At 70.3% G+C, this 14,948-nt stretch carries 11 protein-coding genes; 6 read left to right on the forward strand and 5 right to left on the reverse strand.

What is annotated here, in order from left to right:
* Both Q0C41_RS05655 and Q0C41_RS05660 read right to left on the reverse strand, forming a co-directional pair.
* On the reverse strand, positions 1-1,648 hold a 1,648-nt coding region (locus Q0C41_RS05655), incomplete at its 3' end, for a glycoside hydrolase family 3 N-terminal domain-containing protein (protein ID WP_291981741.1).
* Between the two features lie 199 nt (positions 1,649-1,847).
* Positions 1,848-4,445, reverse strand: a complete 2,598-nt coding sequence (locus Q0C41_RS05660; RefSeq protein WP_291981743.1) for a c-type cytochrome — start codon at positions 4,443-4,445, stop codon at positions 1,848-1,850.
* A gap of 181 nt (positions 4,446-4,626) precedes the next feature.
* Between Q0C41_RS05660 and Q0C41_RS05665 the strand changes: the two genes are divergently transcribed.
* A complete protein-coding gene (locus tag Q0C41_RS05665) occupies positions 4,627-5,568 on the forward strand; it encodes an amidohydrolase family protein (protein ID WP_291981745.1) in 942 nt (313 codons plus the stop codon).
* Positions 5,569-5,722: 154 nt separating this feature from the next.
* On the forward strand, positions 5,723-6,781 hold the full coding sequence (locus Q0C41_RS05670; RefSeq protein ID WP_291981747.1) for an FAD:protein FMN transferase: 1,059 nt from the start codon (positions 5,723-5,725) through the stop codon (positions 6,779-6,781).
* 97 nt (positions 6,782-6,878) lie between these two features.
* On the opposite strand, the gene rbsK is transcribed toward Q0C41_RS05670, so the two are convergent.
* Positions 6,879-7,796 (reverse strand): ribokinase, encoded by a 918-nt coding sequence (rbsK, locus tag Q0C41_RS05675; RefSeq protein WP_291981749.1) that lies wholly within the window; start codon positions 7,794-7,796, stop codon positions 6,879-6,881.
* A gap of 167 nt (positions 7,797-7,963) precedes the next feature.
* Between rbsK and Q0C41_RS05680 the strand changes: the two genes are divergently transcribed.
* Together Q0C41_RS05680 and Q0C41_RS05685 are read left to right on the forward strand one after the other, a co-directional pair.
* On the forward strand, positions 7,964-8,551 hold the full coding sequence (locus Q0C41_RS05680) for a carbonic anhydrase (protein WP_291981751.1): 588 nt from the start codon (positions 7,964-7,966) through the stop codon (positions 8,549-8,551).
* Between the two features lie 7 nt (positions 8,552-8,558).
* Entirely contained in the window at positions 8,559-10,154 is a 1,596-nt protein-coding gene (locus Q0C41_RS05685; protein WP_291981753.1) for a nucleoside hydrolase-like domain-containing protein, read from the forward strand.
* A gap of 43 nt (positions 10,155-10,197) precedes the next feature.
* Here the strand turns inward: Q0C41_RS05685 and Q0C41_RS05690 are convergent, their stop codons facing one another.
* Complete coding sequence (locus Q0C41_RS05690; RefSeq protein ID WP_291981755.1) at positions 10,198-11,232, reverse strand: 2-hydroxyacid dehydrogenase; 1,035 nt, start codon at positions 11,230-11,232, stop codon at positions 10,198-10,200.
* 96 nt (positions 11,233-11,328) lie between these two features.
* On the opposite strand from Q0C41_RS05690, the gene Q0C41_RS05695 reads away from it, so the two are divergent.
* A complete protein-coding gene (locus Q0C41_RS05695) occupies positions 11,329-11,841 on the forward strand; it encodes a hypothetical protein (RefSeq protein WP_291981757.1) in 513 nt (170 codons plus the stop codon).
* A gap of 34 nt (positions 11,842-11,875) precedes the next feature.
* Positions 11,876-12,436, forward strand: coding sequence for a hypothetical protein (locus Q0C41_RS05700; protein WP_291981758.1), 561 nt, complete (start codon positions 11,876-11,878; stop codon positions 12,434-12,436).
* An 8-nt stretch (positions 12,437-12,444) separates the two neighbouring features.
* Here the strand turns inward: Q0C41_RS05700 and Q0C41_RS05705 are convergent, their stop codons facing one another.
* Positions 12,445-14,868, reverse strand: a complete 2,424-nt coding sequence (locus tag Q0C41_RS05705) for a PAS domain S-box protein (protein WP_291981760.1) — start codon at positions 14,866-14,868, stop codon at positions 12,445-12,447.
* Positions 14,869-14,948 lie beyond the last annotated feature (80 nt).

A 14,948-nucleotide genomic window follows, 5' to 3' on the forward strand; every position in this document is an offset into this window, starting at 1 on the left:
CCTGACCCGCCCCTGCCCCGGGCCCCCGGCCGCCACCTGCACGCGGACCCATCGGCCGCGCGCCCGGCACCTCGGTCGCGACCTCCGAGAACGTCACGCGCAGCACGGCAATGTCGGCTTCCTCCGGCGTGGCGACGACGGTGAAGCCGCGCACGGCGAGGACCTTCGGATCGACGCCCTCGGCATACACCTTGGCGCCGCCCTTGAGTGGCAGCACCTGCTTCTGGTCGTGCAGCAGCACCAGCGACTTGCGCTGCGCCTCGAGGCCCTGCTTCTGGAACGCCGCGTTGCGGATCACGCGCTCGGCGTGGTCGGCATCCGCGTACGGGTTCTCGAAGATGCCGAGACCGAGGCGTACGCGCAGGATGCGTCGCGCCGACTCGTCGACGCGCGCTTCCGTCAGCTCGCCCTTCTTGACGAGGTTCACGACATGCTCGGGCGTGGCGTCATTGCTGTAGATGTCGACGCCGGCCTCGATGCCCTTCTTGTAGCGCTGCTCGACGGTGAGCGACTCCACGCCCCACACCATGCTCGTGGTGATGCCGGAGTCGGAGTTGACGACGCCCGTGAAGCCGAGCCGCGTGCGCAGCAGATCGGTGACGATCTCCTTGCTGTACGACATGCCCACCTGTTCGGTGGTGATGTCCTTCGGGATCGAGTAGTACGGCATGATGGCCACCGCGCCCGCATCGATGGCCGCCTTGAACGGCTTGATGTGGTATTCGAGGTTCTTGCCGGGGTAGACCGCGTACTTGCCGTACTCGAAGTGGGAGTCCTGCCCGCCGATGGCGGGTCCGCCGCTCGGGAAGTGCTTGAAGATCAGCGCCACGCTCTTCGGGCCGAGTGTGGGCCCCTGGAAGCCGCGCACCATGGCGCGGGCGATGTCGCTCGTCAGCTCGGCATCCTCGCCGAACGTCCCCGAGATGCGCGCCCAGCGCGGTTCGGTCGCGAGGTCGATCTGCGGATGGTAGGCGCCTCTGATGCCCACGGCGATGTGCTCCTCGGCCGAGATGCGCGAGAACGCTTCCACGAGGGCCATGTCACGCGTCGCCGCCAGGCCCAGCGAGCCCGGCCACTGCGAGAAGCTGCCGCCCGCTTCCTGGATGCCCACCACCGCGGTGCCGCCGAGATGGTTGCGCGGGTTGGTGACGAAGAACGCCGGGATGCCGAGGCGCGACGTCTCGGCGATCGCCTGCACGCCGTTGAGACCGTTGACCATCACGCGCGGGCTGACGTTGGCGCGGTTGATGAACTGTCGGATGTGCAGCGTCAGCAGCGCATCCGACGTCCCCGGCATCGTCCACGACGGGCCACCGAACGGGTTGGGCATCGTGCGCGCTTCTTCGTTCACCGTGCCGTCCGGGCCCATCACCAGCGTCGGGCTGACCATCAGGCCGGCCTTCTCCTCGAGCGTCATTTGCGATACGAGGTCAGCGGCGCGCACGTCGGCTGGCTTGCGCCAGTCCTCGTACACGTCGAGCCTGCCGTTCTTGTTCAGGTCCTTGAACTTCAGACCGTCGACGGCGAGCAGCGCGACGGTGCGCGTGCCAAGGACGGGTTGGGCCGGCGCGGGTTGTTGCCCGCGCGCGACAAGGCCGATGCCCGCCGCGACGAGCAGGGCCGTGCTGAGAACGAAACGCGAGGACATGCGGGCAACTCCAGGAAGCGGGATGCCTCGGATTGTACGCCCGTGGGGGACGGCGGTCAGCGACAGTGGGTAGGGCCCGTTCTCCGAACGGGCCGTCGCGCGCGCGTCAGCGGTGACGGCGGTCTGACGGTGACGGCCGGCTCGGAGAGCCGGCCCTACCCAGGAGAGCCGGCCCTACCCCGCGACGCCGGTCCGACGCCTACATCCGGGGCGTTGACCGCATCAGCTCCGCGTCGGTCCAGGGGCGTGTGCGGCTCTTGCCGGCGCCGCGCTCGCGCGCGACGAGCGCCGGGTCGACCGGTGACGCGCCATGGCCCCACTCGCGGCGCACGTAGGTGAGCACACTGGCCACCTGCGCGTCGGTCAGGCCGGCGCCGAGCGGCGGCATCAGGCCGGTGGTGCCTTCCTTGCCACCGAGCAGGACGCGCACCGGCACCTCGGGACCTGCCAGCGCGATCGGCGAACCGACGAGGCTGGCGGCGCGGCCGGGCTGCCCGCGCCCATCGGCCTGGTGGCAGGCCTGACACATGGCCTCGTAAAGCGTCCGCCCCTCATCGAAGCGCGTCTGCTCGACCGGCGAGAGCGGCGGGGGCGCGGCCTCGTCGCCCGGCTTGCCGGGCCACGTGATGCGCGTCAGCACCGCCGCCGCCTGCTTGCCGAGGGGCGTGTCCTGCGCGGCGAGGCGCAGGAACGTCTCTGGCGCGCGCGCGAGCCGCAGCGGGGGCGTCGCGTTGCCCGGACGCGTGTACGAGTTGGCAGCCGCGGGCCACTCGAAGGCGTAGTCGCCCCCGGCACTCTGGCGCCCGCCCGGGCACGTCGGGCACGCGGTGCCCGGCAGCGCGGGAAGCGGCGGCAACTGGCCGGGAATCGGCGCGCCGAGAATGCCCAGCTCTGCCCCGTGCATCAGGGCCTCACGCTGCCAGGCCGGCACCGCCTCGTCTGCCGTCCGCGCCAGCCAGGTCTGCGCGTCGGCATCGCGACCCCCGCGATACATCGTCGCCGCCAGCATCGCCATCGCACTTCGCGCCCCGGTGGGGGACGTCGTCGTGGGTAGGGCCCGCTCTCCGAGCGGGCCGTCGTCGACGTCACGAAGGCGGACGAGCCGCGCCAGCAGCGTCCCTTCGGCGCCACGTGCCCCCGTCAGCGCCACGTCGATCAGGATCGGGTCATCGCCCGCCCGCGCGAGCAGACGGGCGAGCGCCTCCCACTTGCGGTCGTCGGCCGGCAGCACGCCCAGCGTCGCGGCGGCCTGCAGGCGCACACGCGCATCGGCGTCTTCGGCACGCGCCTCGATCGCCGCGCGCAGCGCCGGCGTCGGGGCATCGAGCCAGCGCTCCGCGATCCGCAGGGCAGCAGCCCTCACGTGCGGCGACTCATCCGACAGTGCGGCCTCGACGTGCGCCACGGTGATGGCGTCCAGGCCATCGAGCGTCCACAGCGCATGCAGTCGCGTCCGCTCGTCGGTCGCCTCGCGCGCGAGCCGCACGAGCGACGGTGCCACCGAGGCATCACCTCGCTCGACGAGCAGACGCTGCGCCGTGTCGCGCCGCCAGCCGTTGGGATGCGACAGCGTGGCCACGAGCGCCTGCGGCGTGGCGATCGCCAGTGGCGACGTGTCGCGCGCGACGCCATCCTGCACGATGCGCCAGATGCGTCCCATCCCCCTCGGCTCGAGCAGCCCCTGCGCCTCGATGTACGACTTGAGGTACGTCGTCAGCGACAGGCGATGCTCGACGACGCCGCGGTAGAGATCGACGAGGTAGAGCGCGCCGTCCGGGGCATTGGACAGGTGGACCGGCCGGAACCGCTCGTCGGTCGAGGCCAGGAACTCGGCATTGGCGTAAGACTTGGCCGCGCGAAGCGTGACGCCCTCCTCACGCAGCGTGATGCGGCTCACCAAGTTCGCGGCAGGGTCGGCGACGAAGACGTTGCCGCGTGCGTCGGCAGGCAACCGGTCGCCGCGGTACACGACGGGCGTGCACACCGACGTGTGACGTGCCAGCGTGCCGTCGGCGCGACGGACCCCCGCCTGATAGCCGCGGTTGATGCCAGGCGTCGGCCGCACCGGCCACACGGCATTGAGGTCGTTGTCCGGCATGGCCAGCCGCTCGTAGCTGCCGCGCGTGCGCAGCAACTGCGGATGCCGCGCGAAGTACTCGCCTGCCACCAGATCGACGTGCAGGGCCGACTCGTTCGTATTGCGGAACGTCCGCCCGACATCATCATGCGTCGTGCCCCACTGGCCGCGGATTGGCGACGGCGCGGCGAGGATCGAGCCGGCCTTCCACTGGAAGTGCAGCCGCGACTGTCCCGCGGTGCGCATGCGGTTGTCGAGCCCCCAGTCGAAGCCGTTGGCGTTGTTCTCGACGTCGATGTCGAGACGGCCGAACTGGTCGGTGATGCGCGTCTTCGTGTCCATCCGCAGGTCGCCGTTCGTGTCGCGCATCAGCCACACGTTGGGCGGCTCGGCCACGAGCACGCCGTCCGACAGCACCTTCACGCTGCGCGCCAGCACCAGCCCGTCGGCGAAGACGGTGCGCCGGTCCATCACGCCGTTTCCGTCGCGGTCCTCCAGCACGACGATGCGCCCGACCGGTTCGTGTTCGCCCGTCGCGGCGATATCGGGCATGAAGCCCGGCATCTCCACCACCCACAGGCGACCAGCCGTGTCCCAATCGATGGCGACCGGATCCTGCACGAGCGGCTCACTGGCCACGAGCTCGATGCGGTAGCCCGGTGCGAGATGGAACGTCGCGTGCTCGGCGTCGGGCGAGAGGGCCGGGGAGGCGGGCGACACCGCCTGGACACCCGGCGGCCACGGCCGAGCGCTGGCAGGCGCCTGACCATGCAGCGTCGCCGGCGCGAGGCCTCGCGCGACTGGCGGCATGTCGCCGGGCACGGCCGCCACGAGCAAAAAGACGATGAGGAACCCGCCTCTGCCGAGGCTACGGCGGACAAGTCGGGACACAATGAGGCGCATGGCTTCTCGGCGGACGTTCCTCTCGACCTCGGGGCTGGCAGTCGCCGGCATGGCGTTCCCGCGCCTGTCGTCTGGCCTCCAGGCGCCGGGAGACCCCATCATAGACATCCACCAGCACGTCGGCTACAGCGGGCGCCCCGACGACGTCCTGTTGGCGCATCAGCGGGCGATGGGGGTCACCACGACCATCCTGTTGCCGGCCGGGCGCCCGGCGACTCGGGCCTCCACACACGACGGCAAGGCCAACGGCCTGCAGGCCGAGGCGCTGGGGAACGACGCCTGTTACGCCTTCGCGACGGCGCATCCGCAGGCCTACCGCTTCGGCGCCAACGACGTGCCCGACCTCGACGGGGCCACAGACGAGATCGGGCGACAGATCGATCGCGGCGCCATCGTCATCGCCGAGCAGAAGTTCGGTGTCGCCTGCGATTCGCCGGCGATGCAGGCGATCTACCGACTGGCCGAGGCGAGACGCGTCCCCGTGCTCATGCACTGGCAGTTCGGCATGTACAACCACGGCTTCGACCGCTTCTCGACGATGCTCGAGAAGTTTCCGCGGGTGACCTTCATCGGGCATGCGCAGACGTGGTGGGCCAACATCGACGCCAACCATCGCGATCAGACGGTGCTGTATCCGAAGGGGCCCGTCACGCCCGGGGGCCTCACCGACCGGTATCTTCGTGACTACCCGAACATGTACGCCGACCTCTCGGCCGGCTCGGGCCTCAACGCGCTGACGCGTGACGAGGCGTTCACGCGGGACTTCCTCACGCGCCACCAGGACAAGCTGCTCTACGGCAGCGACTGCAACGACCACGTGGGCGGCGGCGAGACGTGCCAGGGCGCGCAGACGATCGCCGTCGTGCGCCGCCTGGCCGCCAGCATGGCGATCGAGCGCAAGCTGCTGCACGACAATGCGACGCGGGTGTTCGGACTGTAGGGGACGGCAGGGCCACGCGGAGACCGGGAACCGGGAACCGGAAACCGGGAACCGGGCACCGGGCACCGGGCACCGGGAAGGCCGAAGTTGGAAGTTGGAAGTCGGAAGTCGGAAGTCAGAAGTCAGAAGTCGGATGAGAAGGTCGGGACATGCCATGGAGATGGGGCGCGGGATCGCGGGGATGATGCTCGTGTTGCTGGGGGTGGTCGGACGCCTCGGCGAGGCGTCCCTCCCAGCGGCAGACGCGCCGCTCGAGCGCTTCGAGGGGGTCGAGCCCCACATGGGCACGCTGGTGTCCATCACGGTGTACGCGCCCGACGCGGCCGCGGCGCGGGTGGCCTTCACGGCGGGGTTCGCGCGGATTCGCGAGTTGAACGCCATCCTGTCGGACTACGTGCCCGACAGCGAACTGAATCGGGTGACGCGCGAGGCGGTGCGCACCCCGGTCGCGGTGAGTGCCGATCTGTTCGCGGTCCTGAAGCGGTCGCTGCGGCTGTCGGCAGCGACCGAGGGCGCCTTCGACGTGACGCAGGGCCCGGTGATTCGGCTGTGGCGCGAGGCGCGCAAGGCCAGGCAGCTGCCCGACGCCGCGGCGCTCCAGGCGGCGGCGCAGCGCAGCGGCTACACGCACGTGACCCTCGACGAGACGCGCCGCACCGTGGTGTTCGACATCCCCGGGATGCAGCTCGACGTCGGTGCCATCGGCAAGGGCTACGCGGCGAGCGAGGCGCTCGCGGCGGTGACGCGCGCCGGCGTGCGCAGTGCGCTCGTGGCCGTGAGTGGCGACATCGCCTGCAGCGACGCGCCGCCCGGGCAGCCGGGCTGGCGCATCCGCATCCACGACGGCTCCCTCACCGATGCGACCATCCCGCCGATCCTGCGCCTCACGCATCGCGCCGTGTCCACCTCCGGCAATGCCGAACAGCACCTCGATGTCGGTGGGCGCCGGTACTCGCATGTCATCGACCCGGCGTCGCGCACGGGCCTCGTCGACGACATCACCGTCACGGTCGTGTCTCGCCACGGCATCGATGCCGACGGACTGGATACGGCGATTGGCGTGCTCGGCGTGGATCGCGGTCTGGCGCTCGTCGAGCGCGACCACGAAGCCGCTGCGTTGATCGTGGTGCGGCGCGACGGCACGACCACCGCAAAGGTCTCGGATCGGATGCGCGCGCTGATCGGCGCCAGCGAGAGCACGCCGGTGCGGTGAGGGGCGCCTGTCGAGCTGGCAAACTGTCGACTGTCGACCTGAAGGTCGACAGCTACGTGAGGTAGAGGTCGACGGCTACGTGAGGCAAGGTCGACAGCTACGTGAGGCGGTCGGCCAGCCAGGCGTCGACGATGGCGCGGGTCGGGATCGATGGTTGCGCGCCAGCCCTCGTCACCGTCAACGCGCCGGCCGCGTTGCCGCGGCGCAGGGCTTCGACGGCAGGCCGTCCTTCCGCCAGGGCGACCGCGAACGCCCCGACGAAGGCATCGCCGGCGGCGGTGGTGTCCACCACCTCGACGACATAGGCCCGCACGAGACTGGCCGCGCCCTCGCGCGGCTCGAGACGCGCCCCCGCGGCGCCAAGCGTCACCACCACGGCGCCAGCCCCGCGGGCGCGCAGCGCCGCCAGCGCCGCCGGCTGGTCGTCTGCCGCGTCGCCCGCGATGGCGAACAGCTCGGTCTCGTTCACCACGAGGTAGTCGATCAGCGGCACCAGCGCGTCGGGCAGGGCGGCCGCCGGCGCTGCGTTGAGGATCACGATGCGCCCGGCATCTCGCGCCGTGCGCGCCGCCGCCAGCACCACCGCCATCGGGATCTCGAGTTGCAGCAGCAGCACGTCGGCCGCCTCGATGGCCTCGCGCGCCAGCGTCACGTCGTCTGGCGTGAGCGTGCCGTTGGCGCCAGCGACGACGATGATCGTGTTCTCCCCGGCACCGTCGACGGTGATCAGCGCCACCCCGGAGGCATGACCGGCACGCACGTCCACGTGCCGCACGTCGATGCCTTCATCGGCCAGCCCGCGCGTCATGCTGGCGCCGAAGGCATCCTCGCCGACGCCGCCGATCATCGCGACCTCTCCGCCGAGCCGCTGCGCCGCCACGGCCTGATTCGCGCCCTTGCCGCCCGGCACCGTGAGGAAGCGGTCCCCGGCAATCGTCTCGCCAGGCTGGGCGAACCGCGGCGCCACCACAACCAGGTCCATGTTCAGGCTACCGACGACGGCGATGCGCGGCACGAGGGAAGGAATACAGGAAGAGCGACATCTCGACAACAGGGGCAGGGTGGCGGGCGTGTGACACACGTCGCGCTTGTGGGGCGTGACCGTCCGCGATAGCGTCGACCCTCACCACGTCCGCAGATATCGTTCGCGCCCAGCCGACCGGCGCACCAGGAGCCAGACCCGTGAGCCAGACCCGCCAAGCCGTCCTCGATGCCAACGCCAGCTACGCCGCGTCGTTCGGCGACAAGGGCAGCCTTGCGCTCCCCCCCGCGCGCCGTTTTGCCATCCTCACCTGCATGGACGCTCGCCTCGACCCGGCCAAGTACGCAGGCCTCGCCGAAGGTGACGCGCACGTGATCCGCAACGCCGGCGGACGGGCCAGCGACGATGCCATCCGGTCGCTGGTGATCTCCTACAAGCTGCTCGGCACGCGCGAGTGGTTCGTCATCCACCACACCGACTGCGGCATGCTGTTCTTCACCGACGACGTGATGCGGGGACTTCTGCGCAGCAGCCTCGAGACCGCGCAGCTGACGGCGGAGGGCTTCACCGACGTCGGTACTGGCCCGGGATCATCGGCGGGCGAGTACATCGACTGGCTGACGATCAAGGACCAGACGCAGAGCGTGGTGGACGACGTCACGCGCATCCGCCAGCACCCGCTGGTGCCGGCGAGCATCCCCGTGTACGGCTACGTCTACGACGTCCGATCGGGCAGGTTGATCGAGGTGCCAGACGCCACGACCGTGGGCGCGGCCACGACGGCCTGAGCTACCCATGCCCATCGATCGTCGACTCCGTGCTCGTCGTGTGGCGTCCGCGTCGCTGACGGCATCCCTGGGGGCCGTGCTGGCGCTGGGCGTCGTGGCGATGCCAGCCGCGCAGGCGCCTGCGCCGGCACCGCATCCCATCGCCAGTCGCATCGACCCGCACACGTCGCGCGTGCGGATGGTGGTGCTGACCGACATCGCCAACGAGCCGGACGACCAGATGTCGCTGGTGCGACTGCTCGTCTACGCCAACCACTTCGACCTCGAGGGGTTGGTGGCGACCACGTCCACCTGGCTCAGGACCGGTGTGCGTCCCGACGTGCTGCACACGGTGCTCGATGCCTACGCGGCGGTGCAGCCGAATCTGCTTCGCCACGCTCCCGGGTTTCCGGCCGCCGCGGATCTGAAGCGTCTCGTCGCCGCGGGCCAGGATGGGTACGGCATGGCAGCGACCGGCGCGGGAAAGGGGACGGCGGGCTCGGCGCTGCTCCTGGCGGCGATGCGCCGCGACGACCCGCGCCCGTTGTGGGTGACGGCCTGGGGCGGTGCCAACACTCTCGCGCAGGCGCTGATCGACGCCCGTGCACAGCTGTCGACCGACGAACTCGCGCGACTCGTCTCGCGCCTTCGTGTCTACACGATCTCCGACCAGGACGACGCCGGGGCATGGCTGCGTCGCGAGTTCCCCGACCTGCACTACATCGCGTCGCCCTCGACGCAGGACGGGCAGGAGTATGCCGAGGCCACGGGGACCGGCATCAGCGGTGACCTCTTCTACCGCAACGCGCCGGGCGCGGATTTCCGCACCTTCACCGACGCCTGGGTCGACGCCAACATCCGGGCCCGCGGCCCCCTCGGCAAGCACTACCCGTATCCGTGCTGCATCCACGAAGGCGACACGCCGGCGTACCTCGGTCTCATCGACAACGGCCTGGCGAGTGCGATGAGCCCGGCGCATGGCGGGTGGGGCGGACGGTACGTGTGGCGCCAGCCGCACGGCGAGCCACGCGCCTTCTGGACCCAGGGCGGCGACTCGTACCCGGGCCGCCTCTCGTCGTCGCGCGACACCGTGCGGGGCACCGACGGGCAGATGCATACCTCGGATCAGGCGACGGTGTGGCGCTGGCGCGAGGCCTTCCAGCATGACTTCGCGGCCCGTATGGCGTGGACCGTCCTCGAACCGGCCGCCGCCAACCACAACCCGGTGGTCGTCGTGAACGGTCAGTCGGGTGCGGCACCGGTCGCGATCACGGCTGCGGTCGGCACGCCCGTCGTGCTCGACGCGGCGGGCACCCGCGACCCCGATGGCCACGCCCTGACGTATCGCTGGTGGTTCTACCCCGAGGCTGGGGCCGGCATCCCCGGCGTGCCTGTGGCGAGCGGTCCGCCACCCAGCATGCCGCCCGAGTCGAGCAGCGGATCACCACCGGCGGCGCGGGGCGTCCGCGAGGCGCCGCGCGTGCGCATCGCCGCCGACGCCACAGCACGAGCTACGGTGACGCCGCTCGTCCCCGGCCTCGCCCACGTGCTCCTCGAAGTGACTGACGCCGGCACGCCCAGCCTCACGTCGTACCGGCGCGTCATCCTCTCGATCGCGCCCTGAGACCGAGGGGCGCCGTCCGTCGTTGGGACGGACGCTCGCCGAGTCATCGGGAGGGACGCCTCGCCGAGGCGTCCGATCCCGTCTTCGCCTCGACCTGATGGACGAGCGGTTCGCCGCGCTCGAAGGCCGAAACGCTGGCGAGCGTGGTGTCGGCGATGTTGGCCAGGGCTTCGCGGGTCAGGAAGCCCTGGTGCGCCGTGATCAGAACGTTGGGAAACGTCAGCAGCCGCGCCATCACATCGTCCTGCAGCACCTGCTGCGACAGGTCGCGGAAGAAGATCGGCCCTTCCTCCTCGTAGACGTCGAGTCCAGCGGCGCCGACCCGCCGTGTCTTCAACGCGTGGATGAGCGCCCGCGTGTCGATCAGCGCCCCGCGGCTGGTGTTGACGATCGTCACGCCCGGCTTCATCTGGGCGAACGCCGCGCCGTTGATGAGGTGATGGGTCTCGGGCGTCAGCGGGACGTGCAGCGAGATGACGTCCGACTGTCGGTACAGGTCCTCGGCGACGACGTAGGTGACGCCGAGTTCGTCCTGCAGCGCCTGATTGGGCCAGGCGTCGGTGGCGATCACCCGACAGCCGAAGCCGTGCGCGATGCGCGCCAGGGTCCGGCCGATCCGTCCGGTGCCGACGATGCCGAAGGTCTTGCCGTGGAGGTCGAAGCCGACGAGGCCTTCGAGCGAGAAGTTGGCCTCGCGCACGCGGTTGTAGGCCCGATGCACCTTGCGATTGAGCGTCAGCACGAGGCACATCGCCAGCTCGGCCACGGCGTACGGCGAGTACTCGGGCACGCGGACGACGGGCATGCCGAGGGTGGCGGCGGCCTCGAGGTCCACGTGGTTGTATCCGGCCGACCGGAGCGCGATCAGGCGGGTGCCGCCGTCGTGCAGGATGCGCAGGGTGTCGGCATCGACGCGGTCGCTGACGAACGGGCAGACGGCGGGCGCGCCGGCCGCCAGGGGTGCCGTATGGCTGGTCAGCCGGGGCTCGAAGAAGCGCAACCGATGGCCGTGGGTCGCGTTGGCCTGCTCGAAGGCCTCCTGGTCGTAGCGACGCGTGTCGAAGACAGCGATGTCCATGCCGCCAGCGTATCCCGGCTGGCCCCGAGGCCCGTGTCACCTTCCCGTTACCACCCGCATCTCTGACGTGCAGGCACGCGCGCCAGGAGGTGCCCCGTGACTCGAAGACTCGTGTTGGCCGTCATGCTCGTCACGTTGGCGAGCAGTGCCCAGATCGCCTGCGACGACGGTCCGTCGTCGCCGACGTCTCCCACATCCACCACGTCGAGTACGGTGCTGACCGTCGAGCTTCGTGCCGCCCTCGAACGGGGTCTGCAAGACGAGTATCGCGCCGAGACGATCTACGAGGGCGTCGTCGCCGACTTCGGGCAGGTCGCCCCCTTCGTCAACGTCATCGGGGCGGAGCAGCGGCACTCTGCCGCCATCGCCCTGATGTTCACGCGACGGGCCCTGCCGGTGCCGGCGTCGGCCTGGACCGTGGCCACCGTCCCGCACTTCCCCACGGTGACCGCCGCCTGTGCGGCCGGCGTGGTGGCCGAGCGCGAGAACATCGCGCTCTACGACGACTTGCTGAAGCAGGACCTGCCTGCCGACGTACGGCAGGTGTTCGAGAGCAATCGCAGCGCCTCCCTGCTGGCCCACTTGCCGGCATTCCAGCGGTGCGCGTGACAGCGCGCCGCGCCTTCCTTCTCCGGAGTCGTCCATGACCACGCATTCGTTGACAGCAGGTCTTCGTGTCGTCGTGACCACAGCGATGGTGGCGGCTGCCGCCACCATCTCGCTCGCCGCGCAGGGGCCCCCGGCAGGCGCGGGGCAGGGGATGGGGCAGGGGATGGGCCGCGGGCGCGGCATGATGCAGGACGCCTCGCACCAGGCCGACATGGCCGTCTTCCATCAACTGCTCGACAACGGCGCGAAGATTCGCCGGCAGGTGACCGCCCGGCCGGACGGCGTCGAGTCGATCACCGAGTCCGACGATCCGGTGATCGCGAAGGCCATCCAGGGACATGTCGAGGCGATGTCCGCCCGCGTGACTCAGGCCCGACCGATCCATCAGCGCGATCCGCTGTTCCGCGAGGTGTTCGCCCACGCGGACAAGATCGTCCTGAAGCACGAGGTGACGGCCAGAGGTGTGAAGGTGGTCGAGACCTCGACCGATCCCTACGTGGTGAAGCTGATTCAGGCCCACGCCGACGTGGTCACGGCCTTCATCGCCAATGGGCGGGCCGAGGCGATGAAGGATCACGCCGTGCCGGCCAGGTAGGCGACGCGTTACGCGTGGCTGGCGTACAGGGCGCGCTCCACGGTGGCGCGGAGGTCGGCGGGGGCGTAGGGTTTCTGCAGGAAGGCGGTCAGCCCGGCCGCGTCGAGTTCCGCCAGGCGCTCGGCGCTGGCCATGCCGCTGGTCGCCACGACCGGCATGTCGGGATAGCTCGCCCTGATGCGTCGGAGCAGGGCCACGCCATCGATCCCGGGCATCATCAGGTCGGTCACGACGACCGCGAACCGCTTTGGTGACTCTTCGAGGCATTGCAGGGCGCCTGCGCCGCTGTCGGCCTCCACAATCCGGTAGCCCGCGCCCTCGAGCACGTGTCGCATCAGCATCCGCACGGCCGGCTCGTCATCCACGATGAGCACGGTCACGCCGGAGCCCTCCGTCACGGCATCGTCGCGAGTCGCGTTCACCTCCGGATCGGCGTCCTCGGCCGCGGGCAGGAGCACGTCGAACCTCGTGCCCTCCTCCGAGCTGCACACGTCGATGTGTCCACCGTGTGCGCGTGCAATCCCCATGGACGTCGAGAGACCGAGACCGGTGCCGCTGCCTGGCGGCTTGGTCGTGAAGAACGGGTCGAAGATCTTGCCGATGATGTCAGGGCTGATGCCGACGCCGGTGTCCTCGACGCTGAAGACGACATACCGTCCCGGCGACAGGTCGGCGTAGACCACGGCGTCGGGCTGCTGCCGGTGGTTCCGCGTGCGGATGCTGAGCGTGCCGCCACCGGGCATGGCGTCGCGTGCGTTCACGCACAGGTTCAGCAGCACCTGATGGAGCTGGGTCGGCTCGACCTCCACCTGCCAGGTGTCGTCCTGGGCATCGACGGCGAGCGTGATGTGCTTGGGCAGCGTCTCCCTGAGGAGGGCGGAGACGTCGTGGACGAGGGTCACCGGTGACACGACCGACCGCTGTCCCTCGGCACCGCGCGCAAACGACAGCACCTGTCGCACCATGGCGGCCGCACGCGAGGCGCTGGCCTCGACGACCGCGAACATCTGCTGCCGCGCCGGGTCCGGCTCCCCCGGTCTGAGGAGACCGAGACCCATCGTGATCGGCGTCAGGACGTTGTTGAGGTCGTGGGCGATCCCGCCCGCGAGTGTCCCGATGCTCTCGAGCCGCTGGGATCGCAGCCACTGCTGCTCGAGAACCTTCCGCTCCGTGATGTCCTGCAGCGCCCCCTGCAGGCGGACGATCGCACCAGTCTCGTCGCGCGACGCCTCGGCGATCACCCGCACCCAGAGTGGCGTGTCCTTGACCGTGATGAACGGGAACTCCTCGTCGAACGGTGTGCCGTCGCGCTGGCATCGTTCGAGGCAGGCGACGAGCCTGGCCCGGTGTTCGGTCGGGTACTGCGCGAGGACCACCTCTGGTGTCGTCACGGTGTCGTGAGGGAGCTCGTGGATGTCGAGCGCCTCGCGCGACAGGTGTGGCACGCCAGTCGTGAGGTCGATGATCCAGGCGCCGAACCGGCCGACGCGCGACGCCATCTGCAGCAGCGATTGCTCGTAGCGGCGTTCCTGCTCGAGGGCCCGTTGCCGCGAGATGTCCTCGACGATCACGAACAGCTCCGCGACGCAATCCTGGTCATCACGCCGTGCCGACCCTGTGACGCGGGCCCAGACGGCGCGCCCGTCCCTGGCGACATAGCGCTTCTCGCGCGTGAAGGACTGCCGTTGGCCGAGGGCGAGTTCCCGGGCATGCCGATCACTGTCAGCGCGATCGTCGGGATGAGTCAGATCCAGCGCCTCGCGCGCGAGCAGTTCGTCGACCTCGTAACCGAGCATGCGCGCGAACGCGCGGTTCACCATGCGCAGCCGTCCGCTCAGGTCAGACACCGCGAGGCCAAACGCCGCGTCGCGGAAGGCCAGGCGAAAACGCTCCTCGCTTGCCCTGAGCTCGCGCTCGCTCCGATCGCGCTCGACGGCGATGCGGAGGAGATGCCGGAAGCGATCCAGGTCGCGCAGTTGTCCCCAGGTGGGACGGGTCGGGGTCCGGTGATACACCGCAAACGCCGCGAGGGGCTGATCGCCGGCGCCGAGCACGGGCAGGGCCCAACAGGCCCGCAATCCGTGCGCCAGGGCGACGTCACGGTGCTGGTGCCACAGCGGACTGGTCGCGATGTCCTCGACGAACACCGCCCGGCGCGTGTGAACCGCGGTCCCGCAGGCGCCGTCGAGGGGGCCGACCGGCTGCTGAGTCGTCGCCTCGACATAACTGGCCGGCAGGCTGGGAGCGCTGGCGTAGTCGAGGCGACGGCCGTCATCGGACACGAGCTTGACGCAGACCAGCGCCCCGTCGATGCCCCGTTCGAGCCCGGTGGCGATCAGCGCGAGGGTCTCCAGCAGAGGCTGGCCTTCTGCCAGCGCCTCGAGCACCTGCACATCGAGTGCACCATCGCCGTGGGACCGTCGCTCGGACATGGATGGGCGTCTCGCGCCGCGTGCATTGTACGCACGGTTGAGCTGGGAGTGGTGCCCGTGCAGACGGAACTCACTGGCCG

This window comes from Luteitalea sp. (assembly GCF_022842525.1).
Lineage (GTDB): Bacteria > Acidobacteriota > Vicinamibacteria > Vicinamibacterales > Vicinamibacteraceae > Luteitalea.

What these genes read in the sequence shown, in the direction of transcription:
- Q0C41_RS05665 (WP_291981745.1), top strand. Translation starts at nt 4,627, where the DNA reads ATGGCTTCTCGGCGGACGTTCCTCTCGACCTCGGGGCTGGCAGTCGCC.
- Q0C41_RS05670 (WP_291981747.1), top strand. Translation starts at nt 5,723, where the DNA reads ATGGAGATGGGGCGCGGGATCGCGGGGATGATGCTCGTGTTGCTGGGG.
- Q0C41_RS05685 (WP_291981753.1), top strand. Translation starts at nt 8,559, where the DNA reads ATGCCCATCGATCGTCGACTCCGTGCTCGTCGTGTGGCGTCCGCGTCG.
- Q0C41_RS05690 (WP_291981755.1), bottom strand. Translation starts at nt 11,232, where the DNA reads ATGGACATCGCTGTCTTCGACACGCGTCGCTACGACCAGGAGGCCTTC.
- Q0C41_RS05700 (WP_291981758.1), top strand. Translation starts at nt 11,876, where the DNA reads ATGACCACGCATTCGTTGACAGCAGGTCTTCGTGTCGTCGTGACCACA.
- Q0C41_RS05705 (WP_291981760.1), bottom strand. Translation starts at nt 14,868, where the DNA reads ATGTCCGAGCGACGGTCCCACGGCGATGGTGCACTCGATGTGCAGGTG.